The 24,622-nt window shown below is 57.4% G+C and carries 12 protein-coding genes and 1 other RNA gene; 3 read left to right on the forward strand and 10 right to left on the reverse strand.

Translation table 11 applies throughout. The features are described 5' to 3' along the window. Positions 1-128: 128 nt before the first annotated feature. On the forward strand, positions 129-1,619 hold the full coding sequence (gene aroE / locus RISK_RS17095; protein ID WP_047815519.1) for a shikimate dehydrogenase: 1,491 nt from the start codon (positions 129-131) through the stop codon (positions 1,617-1,619). Positions 1,620-1,935: 316 nt separating this feature from the next. Here the strand turns inward: aroE and RISK_RS17100 are convergent, their stop codons facing one another. The 7 genes from RISK_RS17100 to ffs all read right to left on the reverse strand — a co-directional run bounded on the left by RISK_RS17100 (position 1,936) and on the right by ffs (position 9,102). Further along, positions 1,936-3,063 carry a D-TA family PLP-dependent enzyme gene (locus RISK_RS17100; RefSeq protein WP_047815520.1) on the reverse strand — a complete coding sequence of 376 codons (1,128 nt, stop codon included), beginning with the start codon at positions 3,061-3,063 and terminating at the stop codon, positions 1,936-1,938. Positions 3,064-3,088: 25 nt separating this feature from the next. Then, positions 3,089-4,324, reverse strand: coding sequence for a S1C family serine protease (locus RISK_RS17105; protein ID WP_047815521.1), 1,236 nt, complete (start codon positions 4,322-4,324; stop codon positions 3,089-3,091). Further along, entirely contained in the window at positions 4,324-5,820 is a 1,497-nt protein-coding gene (gene rpoN, locus RISK_RS17110) for an RNA polymerase factor sigma-54 (RefSeq protein WP_083435015.1), read from the reverse strand. The genes RISK_RS17105 and rpoN overlap by 1 nt, the downstream gene beginning before the upstream one ends. Positions 5,821-5,922: 102 nt before the next feature. Then, positions 5,923-6,522, reverse strand: a complete 600-nt coding sequence (gene recR, locus RISK_RS17115; RefSeq protein WP_047815522.1) for a recombination mediator RecR — start codon at positions 6,520-6,522, stop codon at positions 5,923-5,925. Then, complete coding sequence (locus RISK_RS17120) at positions 6,519-6,905, reverse strand: YbaB/EbfC family nucleoid-associated protein (protein WP_047815523.1); 387 nt, start codon at positions 6,903-6,905, stop codon at positions 6,519-6,521. Before RISK_RS17120 ends, recR begins: the two co-directional genes overlap by 4 nt. Before the next feature lie 70 nt (positions 6,906-6,975). After that, a complete protein-coding gene (gene dnaX, locus RISK_RS17125; protein ID WP_047815524.1) occupies positions 6,976-8,949 on the reverse strand; it encodes a DNA polymerase III subunit gamma/tau in 1,974 nt (657 codons plus the stop codon). A gap of 58 nt (positions 8,950-9,007) precedes the next feature. After that, positions 9,008-9,102, reverse strand: an RNA gene (ffs, locus tag RISK_RS28685) — signal recognition particle sRNA small type. Between the two features lie 253 nt (positions 9,103-9,355). Between ffs and RISK_RS17130 the strand changes: the two genes are divergently transcribed. Continuing rightward, positions 9,356-10,030, forward strand: coding sequence for a DUF2141 domain-containing protein (locus RISK_RS17130; RefSeq protein WP_047815525.1), 675 nt, complete (start codon positions 9,356-9,358; stop codon positions 10,028-10,030). Positions 10,031-10,105: 75 nt separating this feature from the next. Here RISK_RS17130 and rarD read toward each other — a convergent pair whose 3' ends face one another. The 3 genes from rarD to RISK_RS17145 all read right to left on the reverse strand — a co-directional run bounded on the left by rarD (position 10,106) and on the right by RISK_RS17145 (position 23,219). Beyond that, the gene (rarD, locus tag RISK_RS17135; RefSeq protein WP_047815609.1) at positions 10,106-11,050 is read right to left on the reverse strand and encodes an EamA family transporter RarD; all 945 of its coding nucleotides are present in this window, start codon (positions 11,048-11,050) and stop codon (positions 10,106-10,108) included. Beyond that, the gene (locus tag RISK_RS17140; RefSeq protein WP_047815610.1) at positions 11,043-21,995 is read right to left on the reverse strand and encodes a type I polyketide synthase; all 10,953 of its coding nucleotides are present in this window, start codon (positions 21,993-21,995) and stop codon (positions 11,043-11,045) included. The genes rarD and RISK_RS17140 overlap by 8 nt, the downstream gene beginning before the upstream one ends. 84 nt (positions 21,996-22,079) lie before the next feature. Next, positions 22,080-23,219, reverse strand: a complete 1,140-nt coding sequence (locus RISK_RS17145; RefSeq protein ID WP_047815526.1) for an ABC transporter permease — start codon at positions 23,217-23,219, stop codon at positions 22,080-22,082. 230 nt (positions 23,220-23,449) lie between these two features. On the opposite strand from RISK_RS17145, the gene RISK_RS17150 reads away from it, so the two are divergent. Further along, the gene (locus RISK_RS17150; protein WP_047815527.1) at positions 23,450-24,568 is read left to right on the forward strand and encodes an alpha/beta fold hydrolase; all 1,119 of its coding nucleotides are present in this window, start codon (positions 23,450-23,452) and stop codon (positions 24,566-24,568) included. The last annotated feature ends 54 nt before the right edge of the window (positions 24,569-24,622 follow it).

Raw genomic sequence — 24,622 nt, forward strand, 5'->3', positions numbered from 1 at the left:
GTCCATTCAGCACATTTTGTGTGTTTCTGGTTGGCCTCCCGTACTGCCCAGCAGAACGCTGCCGACTATTATAACGACCAGGCGAAGTCTCGCCCCCATCTGCCCTCATTCACGACCACCGAAGTTTTATGATTTGTGTCAGTCTCGGCCGTGCCCGCCACAAACGCATGATCGCCGAACACCAGTACTTGGTCGAACAAGGCGCCCAGCTCGTTGAATTGCGTCTGGATTACATTTCGCGCGCAGTGGACCTGAAACGATTACTCAATGACCGTCCCGGGCCCGTGGTCGCCACGGTTCGTCGCAAAGAGGACGGCGGGCGATGGGAACGATCCGAGCAAGATCGCCTCATGCTGCTACGCAGTGTCATTGCAGCGGGAGCCGAATACGTCGACATCGAAGCCGATATCGCCTCGCAAATCCCACGATACGGCAACACTAAGCGAATCATCAGCTACCACGACTTCAGTGGCACACCAGAAAATCTCGACGAACTGCACGAGGCGATGGCAGCCGAAGACGCCGACATCGTCAAAATCGCCTGCATGGCAAATTCATTTTCGGACAACATCCGAATGATCAACCTCTGCAAGAACGCCAAGATCCCAACAATCGGGATCTGCATGGGCGAGATCGGCATGCTGACCCGGATCCTCGCCAACCGCGTCGGATCACCCTTCACCTACGCGACGTTCAGCTCGGACAAAAAACTTGCTCCGGGCCAATTGAACTGGAAGGAAATGAACAGCGTCTATCACTACGAAACAATCAAAGAAGACACCGCGTTGTTCGGCGTGATCGCAGACCCCGTCGCCCATAGCCACAGCCCACTGATTCACAACGCAGCCTTTGTCGACGCGGGGCTGAATGCTCGCTACCTGCCTTTGCGGGTGCCCAAGGATGACCTGCCTTCGTTCATGAACACCTGCACGGACCTCGGCATCCAAGGCATCAGCATCACGATTCCCCACAAGGAATCAGCTCTCCAGTACTGCACACAAGCCGAATCGGCCGCCACTGGCATCGGTGCGATCAACACGATGGTCTTCAACGGGGACGATCGCCTCGGATACAACACCGACTATCGAGCTGCGATGGATTGCATCGAAGAAGCATTCAATATCGAACGGGGCACCGAGAATTCCCTGCAAGGAAAAACGGCACTGATCCTAGGAGCCGGCGGCGTTTCGCGAGCCATCGCGTGGGGACTGCGGCAACGCAAGTGCGACGTCACCATCAGCTCTCGAACCCGGGAACGCGCTGAGATGTTGGCCGCTGACATCGGTTGCCATGTCGTCGACTGGGAAGAACGCCACGACACGAAAGTCCAACTGCTCATCAATGGGACTCCAATCGGCATGCACCCAGATGTCGACAACACCCCGTTCAACCAGTCCGCTCTGAACCAGTTCATGGTTGTCTTCGACACGGTTTACAACCCCGAAAACACGCTGCTGATCAAACAAGCGAAACAGAAACAATCTCGCGTGATCACTGGTGTGGACATGTTCGTCCGCCAAGCCGCGTATCAGTTCAAACTCTTCACCGGCCAAGAAGCTTCGATCGAACTGATGCGAAAGAAGATCAAAGAAGCCACGAACCCAGTCCAGCTGAACTAAGAGCCCTCACCTTCAGAGGTCGCGCCGGTTTTAAATGCTGAGCCTGTAGCGTCTTGAGAACCCCGCCCGACGAAGTTGGGAGGGGTCGGAAAGCGAGCGTTCAGCGAGCTTTTCGGGGGAGGGCGGTGCGAACCGCTTCCCGTGCCCGGACCCTTCCTCGCGTACGCCTGAACGGCGTCGCTCGCCCTCTCCCCCCAAACTTCGTTTCGGGAGAGGTGCATCGTGCGGAAACCCGCTGAAAAACCGTGTCAAAAAACGGCATGACCTCTTCCGTGAAAGTGGCAACGGTCGGTCGATCCGACGGTTAGATCGCCAGCTAAATCGTCAGCTTGCGATCGCGAGCCACCACCTTCCATTGCTCGCTCACACGATGATCCCGCACGCATTCCGCGTGCTGATGCAACGCGACCGTCGGACAAATGTGCACCGGGACGCCGTAGAGCACATCGCCACAGCGGAGCGAACAGCGTTCCTTGGTCTGCAAAACCAGGTGCTCTTCATTGTGACCAACCACCTCGTGCTCCTCCTCCCAGTTCAACCACTGGACGCGTGGAAGTGGCATCTCCGACGCAATCGCTTTGTGACCGAGATCGAGGCAAACGTGCGACTCCGTGGGCCGACTGATCACGCGGGTCATCACAACTGCCGCGGGCTCGAAAGGCATTGCAGGAGAGAAGGTCGGCTGCCCCGCGTCCCACAACACCGTCGTCCCGGCGCCCGTTTCGATTTCAAGTTGCCGAGCCCGTGCCTCCGCCTGCCAAAAACTGGCGGTGGGCGTCCCTCCCGCAACCAATCTCGGCTGGGTTTCAGAGTCGTGCTGCCACTCCGCGAGCCACGCCCAAAACGGCTTCATGACGTCATCGAACTGTTGCTTCAAACGCTCGGCGTCCGTGTCATGCAAGTGACCGTCGTAGACGTGAATCCCAGCGAAAGCAACATGCTCCCTCGACAACAGAGATCGAACCAAATCCGATGCGGCAGCGGATGGCGTGATGCCGGTTCGGTTCATGCCAACGTTGACGTCCAACCAGACGCTTCCGCAGACACCGGCCCCTTGAAACGCATTTTCAAGTTGCTCCAACACCGCAGGTTCATCCACCAAGCACGAGAACAAACAACCGGGATAGCGTTTGATCAGCTTCACCAAACGCTGAATATTTGGTCCCACTGGCTGCACGGCAAGCAGAACATCCTTGGCCCCGGCTTCGGCGGTCATCTCAGCTTCTGCAATCGTCGCCGTCTTGAACCGAGTGATCCCCGCGGCAATGTTCATCTGGGTGATGGCGGGCATCTTGTGAGTTTTCACATGGGGCCGCAGACGATCGGAACTTCCCGCCATTTCGATCATCCGATCTAAGTTGGCTTGAACTCGATCGGGGTAGACCAACAACGCTGGCGAATTGACTTCATCGAGATTGTCCGTTTCGTACCAGGGACGCGACATGGGGGCAGGGGAACGAGAAATCCGATCAGTCCAATGTTTCGAGTTCAACTGGCAAAACCAATTCAGTACCTTGGCGGAGCACCGTGACGTCAACCACGTCACCACGCTCGTAGTTCTCAAAAATCAGCGTCAAATCCGCCGTCGAAGTGACCTGATGATTGTCCACCGCCACAATGATATCGCCCAGCACGATGTCCCCGAAGCGGGTTCGACGCGTCGGCATCAATCCTGCCTCCGCAGCGCTGCTGGCATCAGGCACCTCCAGAATCAAGACGCCCGGCGGCAACTTGAACCGCTTGCTCATTGAATCGCTGGCAACCGTGATTGCGATTCCGGGGCGGATGATTCGCCCGTGTTCAATCAACTCGGGAACCACCCAACGAACCGTGTCGACAGGAATCGCGAATCCAATTCCGGCGTAAGCTCCCGAGGGGCTGTAGATCGCTGTGTTGACGCCAATCAATTGCCCTGAACGATCCAACAACGGCCCGCCACTGTTGCCAGGGTTGATCGCCGCGTCGGTTTGAATCACATCCTTGATTGGGATCCCCGAGTCCGACTTGATTTCGCGACCGAGCGCACTGATGACGCCCGTCGTGAGGGTCTGATCCAATCCGAAAGGGTTGCCAATCGCAAGCGCGGTCCGCCCCACTTCCAAATCAGCTGAGACACCTCGCGGGATAGGACGAAGCCGTTTCGCAGGGGCATCGATTCGCAACACGGCAAGATCTTTGTCCGGGGCAACGCCCACCAATTTCGCCGGAAAGCTGGTTTGATCATCAAACGCCACCATCGCCACGTCGGCGTTTTGAATGACATGATTGTTGGTCACGATGTGCCCGACTTTGTCCCAAACAAATCCGGTCCCACTGCCCTGCGGTATCTCCTGCAAGTTCATGCTGAGGAAATCGCGAGCCACCTTGGAGGTCGTGATGTGGACGACCGATGGTGATGTCACCCGGAACAGTTCAATCGTCCGCGACTCAGAATCCGGCGTTTCGCTTGCTGCGGAAATGCCCATCGTTTCGCGAGCGACCTCGCCCTCATTCGCCGTCCGCTCCACTACATACGAATTGCGTCGCGTGGCGGTCTCAGTGGATCCGCTTCCACTTGAACGCGGCCCTGGAGAAGTGACCTCTGTCGATGGTTGCAAAGACCGATCGACCTCAGAACGGCGAACCAGAAGTGCGATGACCAGGAGTATCAAACTCACATTCATCACCACCAAGCCAACGAAAAGAGATCGTTTCAAAGCGGACATCACGAAGCGGTGAGACTCCAATCGCGTCGCTGTCGACTGCTGGGAATGCCCATCTTTTTCCGATACTTGGTGACGGTTCGGCGAGCGACCGTCATCCCGGCTTTCTTCAACTCGTCAACCAGATTCTCGTCGCTGTATGGTTTGCTCTTGTCCTCTTTGTCGATCAATTCTTGCAGCTTCAAACGGATCGTGTCCCAGGCAACATCCTCCCCATCCTCGGTTTGGGTACCGCCGACGAAGAAACGACGCAGCGGAAGAATCCCTCGCGGGGTTTGAATCCATTTGTCATCCACTGCACGACTCACCGTCGTCACGTGAACCCCCACTTTGTCAGCGATTTGCTGCATTTTCAAAGGTTCAATTGCCTCAGGACCTTCATCGAGAAACCGCTTTTGGTGCTCCACGATGGCTTCCGAGACTCGGGTCAGAGTGCTTCGGCGTTGCTCGATCGAGTCGATCAACCACTGCGCGCCGTTGATCTTTTGCTTGATGAACTCACGCTCGGCATCCGAGCAATCGGAGGCTTGCAAACGACGCCGGTAGTACTCGCTGATGAACAGTGTTGGAACTCGGTCGTCGTCCAGACGAACACGATATTCGCCGGATTCATCCTGCTCCAGAATGATGTCCGGTGTCACGTTGGGAACGTACGTCTCCAAAAACGCAGCACCCGGTTTCGGATTCAAGAGATGCAACTCTTCACGCAACTCCTGGATCAGCTCAATCGAGAATCCAGTCTTCTTCGAAATCTGTGGCAGACGGTTTTCTGCCAGGTCATTCAGATGCCCCCGAATCAGGATCGACAACTCGTCGAAATGCTCGATTGACGAGTCCAACTGCGCAATCAAACATTCGCTCAAATTGCGAGCGGCAATGCCACTTGGCTCAAGGGACTGCACCACCGCCAGTGCTTCTTCAGCTTTCTCGTAGTCTTCCTTTGAATGTCCGGAGGGAAGCAAATCAGCCAACGGCATCCGCAAGTAACCACCGTCCGATGCATTCAGCGTGCTGATGATCCGCTCAGCGATTTGCTCCACCTCATCATCGATGTCCATCTCAGCGAGCTGGTGCAGCAGATAATCGTTCAGCGACTCAGGACGCGACTGGGCATTCGCCATCATGTCGTGACGACGGTCCGCGTCATCCGACATGCGGTTGGCACTCTGCCGAAAGGAATCATCGAAGGTGCTCGGCAGATCCGAATCCATGTTCAACAGACGCTCAAAGTCGTCTTTGTTGTCATGGTCGTTGTCGACCACCAATTCCTTCTCGTTCTCGCTGCGTGTGTCCTTGTCGGGGACCTCGTCGTCACCTTCATCCGGATTCAGAGGATCTCCGGTTTGCTGCTCCAGCAACGGATTCTCGTTCATCTCCTGCTCGATGCGTTCCTGCAATGCCAACGTGGGCATCTGCAGGATCTCCATCGACTGGATCATCCGTGGCGCGAGTTTTTGGACTTGGCTTTGCCGGGCTTGTAGCCCCACTGACATCCGCATGAGAATCTTTTCTGAAATGCGTGACGTGAATCAAATGGTAGATCGCCCCTCAGAGAATACCGAGTGAGCGAATTCGATGCCAATTCATCACTGGCGTCCAGATTATAACCGCTGCCTACCCGTCAACGCATCAGCAATTATTTCGCGATTGGCATATTCCAGGACGCTGCCGGAAGTGATCCCGCGAGCCAAACGCGTGATTTCCACCGGAAATTCCTGCATTAAATTCGATAAATAAAGGGACGTGCCATCACCCTCGACCGTCGGATTGGTCGCCATGATGATCTCAGAAAAATTTCCCGTCCGCACCCGCTCCACCAGCGAATCAATGGTCAATTGGTCGGGTGTGATCCCATCCAGGGGTGCGATCCGGCCAAGCAACACGTGATACAACCCCGCGTAGACCCCCGACGCATCGAGACTGAGCAGGTCACGCGGTTGCTCGACGACACACAACCGAGTGGCATCGCGTTTGGGGTCAGCACAGATCCGGCACAGCTCGGTCTCGGACAGGTTGTAACAAACCGAGCAATAACGAACGTCGGTGCGAACGCGACGAATCGCGGACGCTAGCGCCAACGCCTCATCCTCATGGACTCGCAACAAATGGAACGCCAATCTTTCAGCGCTTTTGCGACCGATCCCTGGAAGCTTGCTGAGCTGGTCCACTAAATCGGATACCGCACCGGCATGCCCGCTCATCCATTGCCACCCGTCAGGCTCGTCAGCAAGCCATCGACACCGGGCATGTTCAAATCCATGTCCGATGCAAGCTGACTGATCGCACTGGCGTACAACTGCTTGGCAGCTGCACCGGCCGCGTTGGTCGCATCGCGAATGGCGTGCTGCAGATCTTCGGGGGCAACCACTTCGCTGCCACCGACACCCAAGATCTCGGGTGCAATCTCCACCGATTGGACTTCACCGATCCCATTCATGACCACTTCCACGTGATTGCAAGACGAACTTGCTGAGACACGTTCGCTGCGCATCTGGTCATTGAGCTCCTGCATTTTCTGCGGGATTTCTTGCAGCTTGCCAACCATCGAAGCGATGTTGCCGAGATTGCCGAGGCCTTTGAACATGGGACCAATCCAGTGGAACGAGAGTCAGGGAGATCAAATATAAAACGAACGAATCCGATCGTCACGATGCTCAACCGCGAGGGGTGTCCACGCGAACGATTTCAGCGCCCAGCAATTCGACGCAGGATTGAACCAAGGGGTTGGCCTGGATCTCGCGCATTCGCTGCATCCGATTTCGATTCTTGGGCTTGGCGGCCGCAACCGGCTCAGCCTTTTTCACCGCGGTCGCTTCGAATTGCAAGGTAGCACGCCGACCAGTCACCCGGGCAACGGTTCGAAGAATTTCCTCTTTGTGCTCAGGCATCTGGCACCGACTCAGTGCCAACCCAGAGCTCCCAGGAAACACCAACCGAAGGACACCGGGCTCGGGCGAATCCACCCGCTCGGCTGCTTTGGCCAACGTCGCGGTCATCGGATCCATTTCCTGAAGCACCTGCGACCAACCGGACTTGGCTTCTTCACTGGAAATCAGCGGGTAACCATCCGTCGAGGTCGTGGATGCAGCTTGCTCGCCCGCAGACTCCGCAGCAGCAGCTGGCTGAGGCACGGCAGCTGACTGGGGCACGGCAGCTGGCTGAGCCACGGCGGGTGACTGGGCCACGGCAGGTGATCGACTCGATCCGGTGAGGGACGAGGCTTGCCCGACGGGCGCGGAGGATGGTGACGCTGCGGGCGGGGGACTGGATGCAGCCGCTGCGGAAGCAACTGGTTGCGCCGGATTGGACGTCGCTTGATGAGCAGAAATGGGTTCCGCCGCGGAATCAACACGCACATTCACCGCGTCACGCTCCGAAGCCGAACTGGACTGAGGCGTGGCGGGCGCCGTCGCGGGAGCTGAGCTAGCTACCGGGGCCCGCTTTTTTTTTTCGCTGCCGCCCTTTGCACCGCTGGCACCTGACGCAGCCGCCAAATCCGAGATGGCCTGCAAATCGGGCAGGTGACAAACCTGAATGACCGTCGCTTCCAGCAAAACCCGAGCGTGGACACTGTGCCGAATTCGAACCAACGTTTCATCGACCAAGCCGACAATTGCGAGCACCGTCTGCAAGCCCCAACGACCTGCCAACTCGCCCAACGCACCGTGCATCGATGCAGCCGCGTATCGCATCAGGGAAGCTTCGCATCCGACGGCAACCGCCATCAGGTCACGGAAGTAACCAAGCATTTGCTCCGCCAACCGCCCCGCGTCGACCCCCTCGGCAATGGCCTCGTCAATCTGCGAAAGTGCGGCCGCGGCATCTCGTGCCGCCATGGCTTCGGCCAAACGATGCAGACGCTGATCGTCCGCCGTCCCCAGCATCGTGTGCACATGGTCGGCCGTCAGGTGCCCATCGCTGAAACTCAGCACTTGCTCGAGCAACGATTGGCTGTCTCGCATTGACCCTGCGGCACGACGTGCCAACAGTTCCAACGCTTCCTCTTCCACCGTGTTGTTTTCAGCTTCGACAATCTCGCGCAGACGCTGCACGATTTTATCGCTTTCAACCGGCGCAAAATCGAAACGCTGACAGCGACTGAGCACGGTGATCGGAATTTTCTCCGGATCTGTCGTGCAAAAAATGAACTTGACGTGCTCGGGCGGCTCTTCCAGCGTCTTCAAGAGCGCGTTGAACGCGGCCCCTGTCAACATGTGGACTTCGTCGATGATGTAAATCTTGTACCGCGAGCGACTGGGCCGCACCCCAACGTTGGCTCGCAACGACCGAATTTCATCGATCCCACGATTGCTAGCACCGTCGATCTCAATCACATCGACGTCTTCGCCCGAATCAATGGCCTGTGCGACATCGCTTTCGTTGTCCGGGTTTGCCGTCGGACCATCGGGGTGATTCAGGGCCTTCGCGAAAATCCGAGCGGTGCTGGTCTTGCCGACCCCGCGGGCCCCCGTGAACAGGTAAGCATGCCCCACGCGAGAGGTTTCAATCGCACCCTGCAAGGCGCGAGCAACATGGTCCTGACCGACCAGCTGCGTGAAATCTCGCGGCCGATAGCGTCTTGCAACAACGACGTACGACCCGTCGTCTGCAGAATGATCGTCGCTCACAGATTCACATGAATTCGTAGAAACGGTTAAAAAAACCGGCTGGCAATCGCGTCTGCTTGGTGGAGGCAACCCTCACACAAAGTTACACCGCTTATGGCTGCTCCAGTTAAGGCCTGACCAGGTTCACGACTCACAGTCGCAAGGGTCGCCACCATCAAGCAGATCGCTCCGCTAGTTTAGGTCAAGCATCTCTTTTGCGAAACCCATCCCAGCCCCAGTTTGACGAAGTTGCAGGTTGAATCGCTTCGTCGCATCGATCGCGCATTTCGGTTACCCTGAGGGCACTCGTTGTTCACCATCAACGATGCTTGGGACAGACCGTTCGGACGATCGATTCGCCATCGAATCTGCTGAAACAGCCTCCTTGAGCGAAACACAGGTCCAGTCGGGCTGAATCTTGTCGGGAATGGAACAGATGGAAAACGGGTTCGAACCCCAAGCAGAAACAAAATCCGACCCCATCGAACAGGTCGAGTTGGAACCAAGCTGGAACGCCTGGCAGTCACTGCCAGAGCGCTGGCAACAAAACCACGGCTCGCTGCTGATGGCTTTCGCGACCCTGGTCTTTTTGACTGGAATCGGCGTCCTGACTTACCGACAAAACCAGTTCCGCCCGCCGGCCTTTCCAGATGCGTCCAGCATCAATCCCGCCCACAACAATTCTTTGACGGCGTTGGACTTGGCCACCGGCGAAGCAGCTGACGCGAACGAGGAACGTGTCCTGATTCGAGTCATCGGCGCCATCCCGAGTGACTCGCTGGTTTGGCTGGCACTCTACAACGCCGACACTTCGTTCAATGATCCGGAGAATGCGTTGGTCGCCGCCCAATTGCCCATTCAGCCCAATGGCGTGGCGGCGTGCACGATCCCAATCAGCCAACTCCCAAAACGATTTGCCATTGCTGCGTTCCACGACACAGACAACGACGGCGCCTTGTCCCGAAATCAGTTCGGGATCCCCGCTGAGCGTTACGGCTTCAGCAACAACGCTCGCGGAAAATTTGGGCCACCGGATTTCGCAGAAGCGGTGATTGATCGGCCTGAAAACGGCGAGACTCCCCTCGACGTGCAGATCTACTGAGCCGCAGCTGCCGGTGGCCTCCTCCCGATCACGGTGCGCCAAAAGCATTCTCGGGATCAGCGGGAAGGTCGATCCTCAATTCGCTTCCGCGACCAGCGTGGAGCGTCGGCGTTTGAATTGAGACGCCACCAAGAAGATCAGCAACCCAATCCAAACAAAAACGAACCCCATCTTTCTGGACGGGTCCAACGGCTCTTCAAACAACACGTAGCCCACCCAAAACTGCAGCGTCGGGCCGACGTACTGCAGAATCCCCATCAGCGATAAATCCACTCGCTGGACAGCGGCGGCAAAGAACGCCAGCGGTGCAATGGTGATCACCCCAGCCCCCAACAGCATTCCAAACTCGACGGGCGTCCCGGTTTGCATCGTCGAAACACCCTCTGCCAACCGTAGGCCCAAGTAGATCGCTGCGGGAACCACCAACACCGTGACTTCCAACATCAAACCAAGCAGCACGGGAAGCGTGGCCTTCTTTTTCACCAAGCCATACACGGCAAAGGAAGACGCCATGGCCATCGAGACCCACGGCAAACCACCGTTGCCGATCGCCATCACCGACACACCCACCGCGGCGAACCCGACCGCCACCCATTGCGGCCAACGAAGACGCTCGCCCAAGACCACCACTCCCAACAACACGTTCAACAACGGGTTAATGTAGTATCCCAGCGACGCCTCCAGAACGCGGTTGTTGTTGACCGCCCAAATGAACGCCAACCAATTGATCGCGATCATCAACGCCGCCACGATATAAACCGCCCAAACACGACGACTACGAAGCTCACGCAAGACGACTGAGAAACCTCCCCACCGTCCCCGCCAAAGCATCACAGGCAGCACCAGACCGAGTGTCACGAACGACCACACAATCCGGTGAGACACCAATTCCATCGAGTCAGCGTTGCCGATCTGTCGCCAATAAATTGGAAACAAACCCCACATCGTGTGAGCCACAATGGCACACACCAATCCGATTTTGAGTTCACCGCTGTGCGAGTGCTTCGGCGTCTCAGCCACCCGCATGACTCACATTGGAATTCGAGCGATTCAGATTTGAGCCATTCAGACCGGAATTCACATCCAAGGAGTCGCAGAGGGAGCGAGCCAAGTGCTTGACGTGAGGATCCTGAACCATGCTGTGGTGGTGCCCAGGAGTTAAAATCACATCCGCGCGATCCGCCAAATGAGACCAACCACGATCCGCACTGCCTTCCGTCTCGAACGGAACGTCGGTGGGGCGGAACAAGACGATCCGTGTTGCAATGGGTTTCATTTTGTACTGGGTGGCCAACTTCAAATGGTGGTGGAACAAGGCTTTCAAATCGTCGATTGCCCGAGCAGCAACGTCAGCAGGTGTGTCTTGATCCAACACTCCCAACTTCTCAGCGTGCTGCCACAGGAAAGGCAACTGCTCTTCGCTCGGGAGCTGCAACAACTCGTCCAGCGTCAAATCAATGCCGTATTCCAATCCCACGTTGGTTTGATCTTCCGCAGGGACCAGGTCACTGGCCCCACTCGGGATGGACGAGTCGAGCAGAATCAATCCCTCGACATCGTGCCCAGAGGAAATCAATTGCTGGGCAACTTCCATGGCAATGACCCCGCCGACCGACCATCCGCCAATCACGTACGGCCCCTCCGGCCGAACCGAGCGAATTGCGTCGACATACTCTGCGGCCATTGCCCGCATCGTCTCTGGCAAGGCTTCTTTCCCGTGCAATCCCCGCGAGCGAATCGCGTACATCGGTTGATCATCCGGCAATTTCGCCGCCAATTCCCGGTAACAAACGACGATGCCTCCCGGCGGGTGAACCATGAACAAAGGAGTCCGCTCCCCAGTGACTTTCAACGGAGCCAGTAATTCATTCAGACCGTGATTCTGCTGGATCGCTTGGTCTGCGTAGAACTCAACGGACGACTCCCCAAATCGTCGCGAAAGCTCCTCGGGATACAGTGTTGCCAATCGCCCGGCCATCGCGGAAATGTCAGCGAGATCAAAGAGCAACGACGAGGGCACATCGACCCCCAAATCTTCACTCAACCGATTCGTCAACATCGCCGCCTGAAGCGAACTGCCGCCAAACTCGAAAAAGTTCTGATTGATCCCAATCAACTGCGATCCCAACAGCTCCGTCCAACGATCCGCAAGATGCTGTTCCAAACTCGTTCGCGGTGGCTGATACGCCGCCAAGGCGGAAGCGTCTTGCGCGAGTTCCGGCAACGCGTTCAAATCCACTTTGCCGCTCGCGGTCACCACAAAGGCCTCCACTTGCTGCATGTGAGCGGGGCGTTTGTATGGCGGCAAATGCTCCGCCACATGATGCTGCAACGACAACACCACATCGCTCCACTGCGTCCCGCGTTCCGCAGCATCGCCTGGATGCCCGTCCGTCGACTCGGGCAAGTCCAACTGCACGAAGGCAACCAACTGGCTCGCCTCGGTGTCGCCAATCTCGCGAGGAACCACGGCCGCCTGAGCCACTGCAGGATGATCCTTCAGCACACTTTCAATTTCCGTTGGCTCGATGCGGTACCCACGAACTTTCAGCTGCCGATCCATGCGCCCCAAAACTTCCACCATGCCATCCACTCGCCGACGACCTTGATCGCCAGTCAGGTAAGCCCGTCTGCCATCGCCCAACGTCACAAACCGCTGATGAGTCAATGGTTCATCACCGAGGTACCCGTCGGCCAATCCCTTTCCGACCAAGGCCAACTCGCCCACAAACGTGGACGGCACTTCGCGTCGATCCGAATCCAACACGACCACGTCGGTATGATCCGCAGGCAAACCCACTGGAATGCGTCGCGGTGAATGAACATCAATGATGCGGTACGCGGTCGCTTCCACCGCGGCCTCTGTCGGACCGTAGCAATTCCAAATCTGGGCTTCACTGTTTCGACGGATCGTCCGGGGCAGGCTCTCGGGCATGGCTTCGCCACCAATCCAAACGTGCCGCAACGAATGACAATGTGCAAACTTGCGATGCGAGGCGACCAAGTCAATCCAGGAAGGCACACCAACCAAGACGGTCACACCTTCGCGAATGATTTGGTCCACCACCGAATCGACATCGGCGACTCGATCCACGTCCGGCCAGACAACGCTGGCTCCTTGAGCATAGGCAAACAATGTCATGCCCAACCCGGCATCAAACTGATGCGAGAGTGGCATCAGCATGCGGTCAGATGAATTCAAGGGCGTGATCCGACCTCGCCATCGCAACGTGTTCGCGATCGCACCCTGCGAAACAACAACGCCCTTCGGAACTCCGGTTGTTCCCGACGTGTAGATCACGTAAGCCGCGTCCTCGGCTGTGACCACCGGATCCTTCGCCGCACCAGGGAGCGATGATTTGCCGTTCCCATTGGTCACGCCATTTTGCGAACCGGTCAGCTGATCCCATGTGAACGACTGCAATGCCGAAGGAACCTCCTCGCCGAGTTGATCGACCAAGATCCGGGTGGCTCCCGTTTGCTGGACCACCAGATCCAGCATCACGGAAGGACGACTGGAATCCAGAGGCACCGGGACGGCACCGATCTGCTGCAACGCCAGAATCAAATCCATCGCTTGCTGGCCGGGCTTCGCCAGCACAGGCACAAACTCTCCGCGTTCAAAATGATGCGTCTGCAACCGTCGTGCGATCAAGTCTCGAGTCGCAACCGATCCCGCAACCGCCTCATCCGCCAGGTCAGAAAGGGAAGGGCTGGCTGGCTTTAATTTTGGCGACCGGAACAATCGGTTGAAGGATCGTCGCCGCCCACTGCCGACCTCAGCCTGCTCCTGTGAACTCGATGCCTTGGTCTGCGATTGCTGAGTCGCTCCCTCCAAAATCAACGCATTGAGAGTCGTCCGCTCATTCTCATCCGCGTCGCTCTTCCGATCAGACTGCAATGATTGCTGGGACGTCGATTGCTGAGCCTGCATCCCCTTGAACAAGTGGATCGAATCAACCAATGCGTTCGGCTCAGCCAACAACTTCCCAAGCAGCGACACGAACTGATCCGCCATCGCCTGCATGGTGTCCGCTTCGTACAGGTCCTTGCAATACACAATCATCCCACTCAGATGATCGCCAGTCATCTCAAAGATGAATTCCAAATCGTAGTGACAGGTTTGGTGCGGAACCGGGTAGCTTTCCTGCTTCAACCCTGCCATTTCCTTGACCTGAGTCGCCGATGGAAACAGATATCCGGCACGTCCCTCTTCGTCTCGCACGTGCGCCTTTTCGAACGTGCAAGAGACCTGGATCAGTGGACTGCGGCCCGTATCACGCGGGGGATCCACATCCCGAACGATTTGTGCAAACGGATATTCTTCGTGCTGCATCGAGTCAACCAAGCGATCGCCCGCCCGGCGGGCCAGATCCAGGAACGTTGGATTCCCAGAAACGTCGGCCACCAACGGCAACATATTGACAAAGAAGCCAACCGTGTCCTCCAAATCGGAGTGCGTCCGCCCCGCGAAAGGACTTCCGATGATGAACTTCTCTTGACCGCTGGCTCGGTGCAACATCACCTGAAGCGCCGCCATGACAACCGAGGACGAAGTCACCTGGGCTTGTTTGGCAACTTGATTGATCGCCGCGCCGACCTCCTCCGCACATTCGATCCCGACAATCTTGGCAGACTGAGTGAATGTCGTCGGACGGGTTCGATCTGTCGGCACTTCCAAGACCTTGGGGACATCCGCCAACGTCTTCGTCCAATACTCTTTCAGCGATTGACCTCGTTGCGAATTCAGCAGTCGACGCTGACGCAACACCAACTCGAAGTAGTCCTTCTCGGGCGCAACGATGGATGGAACCGCACCGGTCAAATATTGCGGGTAGAACTGCTTGATCTCGCCCAGAATCAAAATCAACGACCAGAAATCAACCACGATGTGATGTGTCGTCGCAACCACCACCCAGTCGTCTTCCGCCAACCGGAACAGACGCGTTCGCATCATCGGTCCATTCTGCAAGTCGAATGGACGCTGGGTCTCTTCGATCACAGCTCGAAGCAAGGCGTCTTGATCATGCTCGCCATCGATTGATGCCGACCAATCCTCAACCACAAACTCGGGTTTCAGTTCGTCGTGAACGATCTGCTGAAGCTCGCTCGATGAATCCGTGAACGTTGTCCGCAACGCCGCGTGACGCTGCACCACGCCTTCCATCGACTTCCGCAATGCATCGACATCCAGCGGCGATCGCAAGCGCGTCGGCAAAAACACATTGAATGCCGTCCCCTTCTGATTGCGACGAAATGCGTACCAGAGTCCCGTCTGCTGATCCGACATCGGATAACGTTGACGGTCCTGCATCGCCGGATCATCCGCGATCTCATCTTGTTCGTCCGCACCAACTTGCGTTCCCCAGGCTCCTTCGGAATCACCGGTTTCGGCCGCCAAGGATTCACTGAGCGTTGCCACCAAGGACTTCAAGCTGGATCCACGCATCAGGGAACCAATCTGAAGTTTCAACTGCAGCTGGCCCTCGATCCAGTTACGAAGCTCAACCGCCATCAACGAGTCCAACCCCATTTCCAACAGGGGCCGGTCAACATCCAACTCGGCAACGTTTCCGCCCAGCAACGACGCCAACTTGACCGACACCACTTCGTGCAAGCATCGCTCCCGATCAGAAGCTGCTACCTGACGGAGTGATTCACCGTTGAGCGTCTGCTCGGTGTGGTTGCCTCCACGAATCAAATGCGCAAATCGAGGGGAGACGTCCTTGGTCAAACCCAACCCGCGCCAACGTGACCAATCCATTCGTAGCACGCTGCACTGGGTCACTCCACGATGCAAGGCGCGAGCCAAACATTCGGTTGCTTCGGACGACGAGAAATCCAGCACCCCCTGACGCCGCAATCGTTCGCTCAGGTCTTCCCGTTCAGCCAAGTAGCCAACTTCACCAAGGTGCCCCCAGTTGACCACCGTCGCAGGCAGCCCTGACACACGGCGGTGATGGGCCAACCCGTCCAGCAACGCATTCGCCGCGGAATAATTCGCTTGCCCGGCGTGCCCAAACACACTCGACAAAGACGAGAACAAAATGAATTGATCCAGAACACGATCCCGAGTGGCTTGGTGCAAATTCCACCCGCCGAGCACCTTCGGCCACAGCACTCGATCCAAGGTCTCACGATCCAGATCAACGATCAGCCTGTCTTCCAAAACCATCGCGGTGTGCAACACGCCACGCAGCGGCGGCAACTGTTCGTCGATGTGATCCAACGTCCGCTGAATCTCATCGGGAACCGTGATATCGCACGGCAGCACCACCACCTGAGTCCCGCGAGATCGCATTCTCTCGATCACAGGGACGGCTTGCTCGCGAAGGGTTTTGCTTCGTCCGCTGAGCACCAATGTGCCCGCCCCGGACTCGGACATCCAATCCGCGATTCGCAAACCGAATCCGCCTAAACCACCGGCCAACCAGTAGGTTCCGTCGCTGCGGAACTGGAATTCACTTTCGTCGCGAGCTTGCACCTGCACCGGTGGAACGGTGTAGTCAACGATCACCTTGCCAATGTGCTTGGCCTGCTGCATGAACCGGAACGCCGACGCAGCGTCTGACGCTGCAAAACGTTTTGGAACATGGCCGTGATAAACTCGCGAGTTGAACTTCTGCACCACCGCTCGCAAACGCTTGCCCATTCGCACGGCATGCTGCTGAAACAGCTGGTCCAAATCAATCGCGAAGAAGGCAAGGTTGTTGCGCAACGGGTACATGCCCAGCGATTGATCGGCGTAAATGTCTCGTTTGCCAATCTCAAGAAAACGCCCGCCAACTCGAAGCAAACTCATCCCCGCGGGGATCGCTTCTCCCGGAAGCGAATTCAGAACCGCATCGATCCCCGGTTCACCACGGGACGCCGTCAAATCGGCGATCTCAGAAACAAAGTTCAGTGAACGGGAATCATGAATGTGCTCAACGCCCAGCGACCGAACATGCTCTCGTTTGAAATCATTGCCTGCCGTCGCGAAAACCTCCACGCCCAACTCTTGTGCCACCTCGATCGCCGCCAGCCCCACGCCACCACTGGCGGCGTGAATCAAGATCGATTCATCGTCCCTCAACCGAGCGCACGAATTCATCGCGTGATCCGCGGTCAGCCAAGCCACCGGGATTGCGGATGCATCGACCAGGTCCATCGCCTCAGGAGCCTTCGCAACCAACGCAGCATTGACCAACACATGCGTCGCAAATCCGCCGGGAGCCACCGCGATGACTTGGTCGCCAATCGCAAATTCTTGGACGTCGTCGCCCACGGCCGTGATCGTGCCACTGACTTCGGCACCCAATGCAACCGGGCCAGGAGGCAACCCGGGGTACAGATCCAACACCTTCATCACATCACTGAAATTCAACCCTGCGCCGGCAACCTGAATCTCAACTTCGTCCGCATGCGGCAATGCTCGACCGAAAGCCTGATGCTTCAGTTCGTCGACTCCCGATGCGGTGCCCTTGACCAACCGACAGGCCGAACGCTGCTCTGGATCGATCGCCGTCCAGCGTTCTTCACGATGCGTGTCAGGAACGAAACGGTGGACGTATCGAACGCCATCTCGCAACATCACCTCGTCTTCCGCGTCTTCGCGTGCCCATTCAGCAGCCAACCCTTCCAGCGGAAAATTCGCGTTCGGATCGCAATCCACCAAACGTGTTCGCAGCGATCCGATCTCACTCACAATCACGCGTCCGACACCGACCAAGGGCATCTGAATCGCAGCAACCGGTTGATCCAATTCATCACCCGACTGAGCCCCCAAGGTCACAATCGTGAATCGCGTGGCCGGACGATCGGGAATCGCCTCCCAACTTTGAACCAAATGCAGCGGAGCCCGCGTGCTCATCAAGGTGCTGTCACGAAGTGCATCACTGGCATCGCTTGGCGACATCGCTTCCAACGTCAGCGGGTCCAACGCATCAATGGCCCACAGATAGACCAAGTGCCAGTCTTCCGTCGACTCATGGATCCCGAGTTCAGCCCACAATCGCGAAAAGGATTGCGGGTCATCGGCGTCCACCCAGTAGCAATCCTGATCCACCGAGCCATCGCCCACGAATTGTCCCGCGTGCTGAGTTGGGTCTTGAATGGGATGCACCCACAAGAAGTCTTCGCGTGACTTTCCCCATCCGCGAACGAGCTCATCGGCGAGATCCGCTGGCGAGAACACCACCATTTTCTCGTTCGTTGAGTTGGACGAGCTTTCCAACTCATCCGCCTGCCAACGATATCGATACAGCAGATCCTTGGTCGATCGTTCGGTCTCGGCGCCCACGCGTCGGCTTTCGAATCCAACGATCGAACCCAAGTGCGATCCGTCGTCCAGATACAGATCCAAATCCGCCAACAGACGGTGTTCCGTCTTCAGCCGAATTTTCGCATGCACCGTCAATGACAAATCCAATCCGACCGACTGGATTCTCTCGAGATCGACTTGGATGTCTTTGATTTCATGTGGCAAGTACAACCCACCCGGTGAATTGCCGAACAGTGGATCGCAAACCACCATCGCATGAAAACAACTGTCCAGCACCGCAGGATGAACAAGAAACAGCGAGGCCTCCGCGTCAAAGGCAGGGGTGCGAACAGATGGCTCCAACTGCACCGTCGCAATTGACTCGCCATCGCACCGAACGCCCTCGCGAATGCCTTGGAACGCGGGCCCGTAGTTCAAGCCGATCGACTGGCAATAGTCGTAACATTCCTCTGCGTCAAAACTTTGTTGGCAACGTTTCCGGCCCGCCTGCAATTGGGCTCGCTTGGCATCGGCATCGATTGGCGCAGGAGTCCCATGGGTCGCCGCCAAGAGCGCCGTCCAGGCATCGCCCGGAATCTCACTGTATCGAATTTCGATGGAACGTCGGTCGCCCGCCAAGGAGGTTTCCAATCGATGCGTCTGCGATGGATCCAAGATCATCGCGTTGAGCAACTGCAATCGCTGAAGTCGGATCCGAGTGGGCTCGGGATCGCCCGCCAATTCGGCGGCCTGAGACAACACCGAGAGCGTTCCTGACAACGCCATCTCGATTCCTGCTGCGGCGGGAAACATCGCCGCACTGCGAACACGGTGGTCGAGCAAATAGGCTTGGTTGTCACCATCCACTCGGCCACGAAAAACCGGGTCGGCGGATCGGTCCGCGTCACCAAGCAGCGGGTGCACGGAGGTCGTTAGCCGAGAGCGACGGGATTGTTCCGATTCCTGCCACAACGCTTGCTGCTGCATCGGATAGAGCGGCAACTTAGCCCGTTTCGCCGGCCGAGGAACGACCCCCGACCAATCCATTTCAAACCCCAGAGAGAACAAGTCACTGAGACTGCTCAGCCAAAGCCTTTGGTCTTGATCAACCTCCGCGGAATCACTGGATTTCGATTCTGTTTTCGGTCGCCGTGCCGTCGCAATCAACTGAATGTTCTGGGGTGTGTGCCCGTAACATTCCGTCGTCGCAAACGCCAACACGGGGTGTGGTCCCAACTCAATCCCCACGCCATGCCCCGCCTTCGCTGCCACCATCACCGCATCGGCAAATCGGACCCCGCTGCGAACGTTCGTCCACCAATACTCACCAGCCAATGAATCAGCTTCGCTGATCGCACGTCCAGTCACCGTCGAAATCATCGGCGTGTGCAAAGGCCGCGTCTGGATGCCATCGAGCGAACGCAACAACTCGTCGCGAACCGGGTCCATTTGTGGACTGTGAAAGGCATACTCCACGGCGAGTCGACGACAGAAAATCGAATCCGCTTCGATTGAAACCGCCAATCTTTCGATCGCGTCCTTGTCGCCCGACAACGTGATCGAAGCCGGGCCGTTGACCGCGGCAATGGCAACCGTCGCGGGCATCAGCGGATCGATCTTTGCGAGCGCCGCGATTCGTTTCTCCGCCTCCTTTTCCGTCAAACCAACCGCAATCATCGCACCGCGACTGGTCGCCAGATCCATCGTCCGACCGCGATGAATTGCCACGCGGCAAGCATCCGCGAAATCCAGCCCACCGGACAAATGAGCCGCGGCAATTTCACCGACACTGTGCCCAATGATCAAACTTGGACGAATCCCAACCGAAGCCCACATCGCGGCTTGCGCCACTTGGATCGCAAACAGGGCTGGCTGCGCGATGGAGGTACGATCCATCCGAGTCGTTTCCGAATCGCGATGCAGTTCTTCGATCAGCGACCATTCCGAGGTGTGCTTTTGAAACTCGATCTCAATGCGTTCGATGATCTGACGAAAGACCTTGTTGTCTCGATAAAACCCACGTCCCATCGCCCACCACTGCGGTCCCTGACCACAGCACAAAAACACAATCCCTTGAGACCGTTCTGCAGCAGGCAAACGAGCTGGCATCAGAGAGGTTTCATTCGAGGCAGTCGTTGAACGCAACGAATCCGCCAGGGTGTTCAGCTCCGCCTGCAATGATGAAACATCCCCGCCAACAACCAACGTGCGAACATCATGGTGCGTGCGGTGATGAGCCGCCGTCGCTGCCACTGCCGCGAGCTCGAACAAACCGTCGCCAGACTGCGATTGTTCGGTCAGCCAACCATTCCACTGATCCGCAACTTCCACCAATGACTTGCGATCGGTCGCCGAAATGGGCAGGACAACAGGGCGAGTGCCGCCGGGTTCGGCCGGGTTCTCTTCGTCGGAAAAACCACTCGTCGATTGGCTTGCCACCTTCCCGCGTGGAGCTTCTTCAACGATCAAGTGACCGTTCGCTCCGCCATAGCCGAATCCGTTGATCCCGGCGATTCGAATCGCCCCTTCCGCTTGCCAAGGTTCCAACTCGGTCGGAACGTGCAGGTTCCAAGCACGCAGATCGATTTCGGGGTTAGGGGTTTGCAAATGCAGGTGAGGTGGGATGGCTTGATGGTGCATCGACAGAGCAACCTTGATCAAGCTTGCGATGCCAGCCCCGGCTTCCAAGTGCCCGATGTTTGTTTTGACCGAACCGATTCGGCATGGTGAATCGCGGTGGAGCGAACTCGATGCGATGACTCGCCCCAGCGCCCCAGCTTCGATCGGATCCCCAACGGCCGTTCCGGTCCCGTGAGCTTCGAAGTAATGCACGTCGGCGGGATCGACCTCGGCCAACTCACACGTGCGCCGGACCAACCGCTCTTGCTGTTCACCGCTGGGGACGGTCAAACCGGGAGTCCGACCGTCCTGATTCAGGGCGGTCGCCCGGATCGTGCAGTAGATTCGGTCGCCATCTTGCTGGGCCTCGCGGAGCGGTTTCAGCAGCACCATTCCCGCGCCTTCACTGCGGGCGTATCCGTTGGCTCGCGAATCAAAGGTTTTGCAACGGCCGTCCGGTGACAGCACGCCGAGCTGACTGAACGCGACATAAAAGTCCGGCATGATCAGCGCATTGACACCTCCGGCCAGTGCCGTTTCAGCTTCGCCGTTCCAGATCGCTTGGCAAGCCATGTGCAGCGCAACCAAGGAGGACGAACACGCGGTGTCGACGGCAACGCTTGGACCTCGCAAATCAAAACAGTATGAAATTCGGTTGGCCGCGATGCTGCTGGACGATCCCGTGTTCGTGTACGGCCCCAACTCCCCCCGATCTTCGAAACTCAGGCTGGCGACCGCATAATCGATGCTGCTGATCCCGGTGAACACCGCGACCGGGCGGCCTGCCAACGTGCCAAGCGGCGCACCGCCATCTTCCATCGCTCGATAAGCTACTTCCAACAGCATTCGTTGTTGCGGGTCCATCGCCGCGGCTTCGCGGGGCGAGATCCCAAACAGAGCCGGGTCAAATCGCTCGATGCCGCGAACATAACCGCCCCATTGGCTCTGCGTTTTGCCGGGCAATGGATCTCCAGGACGATAGAACTTTTGCAAGTTCCAACGATCGCTGGGGGTCCGCGAGATGGCGTCTGTTCCCGATGCCAACAGATCCCAAAACGCGGACGGATCGTCCGCATCGCCAGGAAAGCGACACCCGATGCCCACAACGGCAATTGGTTCGTTTCTCACGCCAAACCCTACCTTCGAATGTTTCGTTGTTTCATGTGTCATGCGTCATTCGCCTCGCAATCATCCCTGGTGGCGAAGGGCATCCGCAGGGCGCATCTGTGACGCACGCCAAACGGGCAATGACGCGCCCAAAACACCAATCCCTAACCCCACGACGAGCCCTCGCACCCAGACCCCTGTCGCGATCGTCGGCTGCAGCAATCCACCCGTTGCTTCGCTGTTTGCCAACACCTGCAGCAACACGCTCGCACCGAGTCCGCCCAAAACCGAAGCCATCAACGCAAGCATCACCGATTCGCAAAGGATTACTCCCGCGATTCGCTTGGCTGGCCAACCGATCGCTCGCAAAATCCCAATCTCGCCGGTTCGTTCCAGAACACTGGTCATCATGGTGTTGAGCGTTCCAATCGCTCCCACCAACAACGCGATCGTCGATGTCATCCAAGCCATCGCGCCGGCCAATTGCATCCGAGTATCCGAGCTCACAAACTCATCCGTCGCCAAGGGCAGAAGCTTGACATCCACCGCTTTGATTCGCTCCACCACCTGACCAACGTCGGACGCTTGGATTGACTCGTCCAGCACCACGTTGATGTAAGTGATTTGCCCGTCACGGCCAGCCAAATCCTGAAGCTGGTCCAACGGCACGATCATCGAACCGTTTTCCCAAACGCTTCCGCTTTGGAAAACTCCCGCGACAAGAAACGGTTCATCGAACAGATTCAAAATCGCGCCCGGCTGACAATCCAGTCGTCCTGCCAGGTTCTCGCCCAAATAAACCTGCCCCTCCACCTCGGAGTTCTCAGACGCCAACGAACCGGCCAATTGCATCTCGTAGTCCTTGAACAACCACGATTCGGTCCGCATTCCCATCGCTGGAATTCCGTAAACCTGCTGGTCTTCCGCCGACAAGGTTTCCAAAAGAACTCCCGCCGCACTGGCGACACCTTCGACCGCCGTCACCCGCGCGACATAGGTTTCTTCCAGCGAACTGCTTAAACGATCCGCGGAACCTTGGCGTGAAACAACCACATCGACTCGATGTGATTCATACACCCCACGGAATGACTCCGTGAACCCTTCGGCCACGCCCGACAAAGCCATCACGGAACCAATCGCGGTGGCCAAGGCCATCAGCGTCAGCCCCGTGCGCAGCGGTCGCCGCCACAGGCTTTTGAGCACGAAACCGAAGTAAGTCAACGGATCACCTAGGTAACTGGGTCAAGTGAAAACAACGAACGATCCAAATCGATGACGACCGCCTGACTTCGGCACCATCTTCAAAATTGCAAATTGACAGAAAATGGACGATTCAAAGGTACCACTCTGCGTTGGATCAAGAAAACCCTCTGGGGTTTGAGCTATTGTATTGGCGGCGTTTCACACGTCCCCTCCCCAAATCCCCCTTCTTTCCCCCAACAAGTGACCCCATGCCGAGTTTCACACCCTCGCGTTCTGTCTTGAGAATCCCTCGCGTCAAAGTGGCTGGATGGCGGACCGCCGCCGCTCTCCTGGCCGGATGTGTCATCCTTATCCCTTCCATCGTCACAGCCCAAACCCGCGGGCCAGCCGAAAAAGCCGCCAAACAAGATCGTTTTGAAATCACCGCTCGCGCATCGGAGATCGATCCTCGCGTGAAGGCCTACCCGGAAATCAATTTCTTGATCGAGGACGCCAAAGGAAAACCGGCGGATCAACAGCAGGCGATGTTCAATCCCAACGTCAATTCCCGAGGCCAATTGGTGATTTGGTTGATGGGCCACAACTCACAGCTGTTCGAAAAAGTAGGCGATTACGGCCTGCATGCGATTCGAGTCCACTACGCCAACAAGTGGTTCAGCATCTGCTGCCAAGAAAAACCGGTTCCCCCGACCTGTCGCGGCAACATGCGTCTGGAAGCCGCCACGGGGGAAGACTACACCGACGAAGTGGACCTGGCCAAACCTGACGGGATGGCGGAACGAGCCTTCCAATTTGTTCGTTGGCTGGCCGAACGAAATTCACCCGGCAACTGGGAACAATTCCTCAACGAAGACCGCACCGACCTGAACTGGGACAAAGTCATCGTGGCCGGCAGTTCTCACGGTTCGACCACCGCCGCGAGATTTGCCAAGCACCAACGAGTCGCTCGCGTCGTCGCGTTGTGTGGACCGCGGGACCAGCACCAAAACTGGCAAGCCCTTCCGTCGGCGACGCCGCCGAACCGCTACTTCGCGTTCTCTCACGTGCTGGACGGTGGCTGGGTCGATGACCACTACTGCCGCAGCTGGGAAATGCTCGGACTGAATGCCTTCGGCCCGATTGTCAACGTCGATGAACAGGCACCGCCCTATGGACACACCCGCCGTTTGATCACGGACTTCGATGTCGACGGAGACGCCAAGCGAGCGCACAGCAGCGTGCAGCCAGGACGCTCCGCCGCCAAGGATCCGAAAACGGGCGAGTACAAACACGAAGCGGTCTGGCGTTACCTCTTCACGCATCCTGTCGACCAAGTTGGCACGCCCGTTGATCGCGATCCCGATTGCACTCACGACCAAAAACAGTGAATGCCGTTGGAGATTTGTTTCGCATAAATCAGAGGGTTCTGCAGCAATGCTGCA

It is taken from the genome of Rhodopirellula islandica, assembly GCF_001027925.1.
Taxonomy (GTDB): Bacteria; Planctomycetota; Planctomycetia; order Pirellulales; family Pirellulaceae; genus Rhodopirellula; species Rhodopirellula islandica.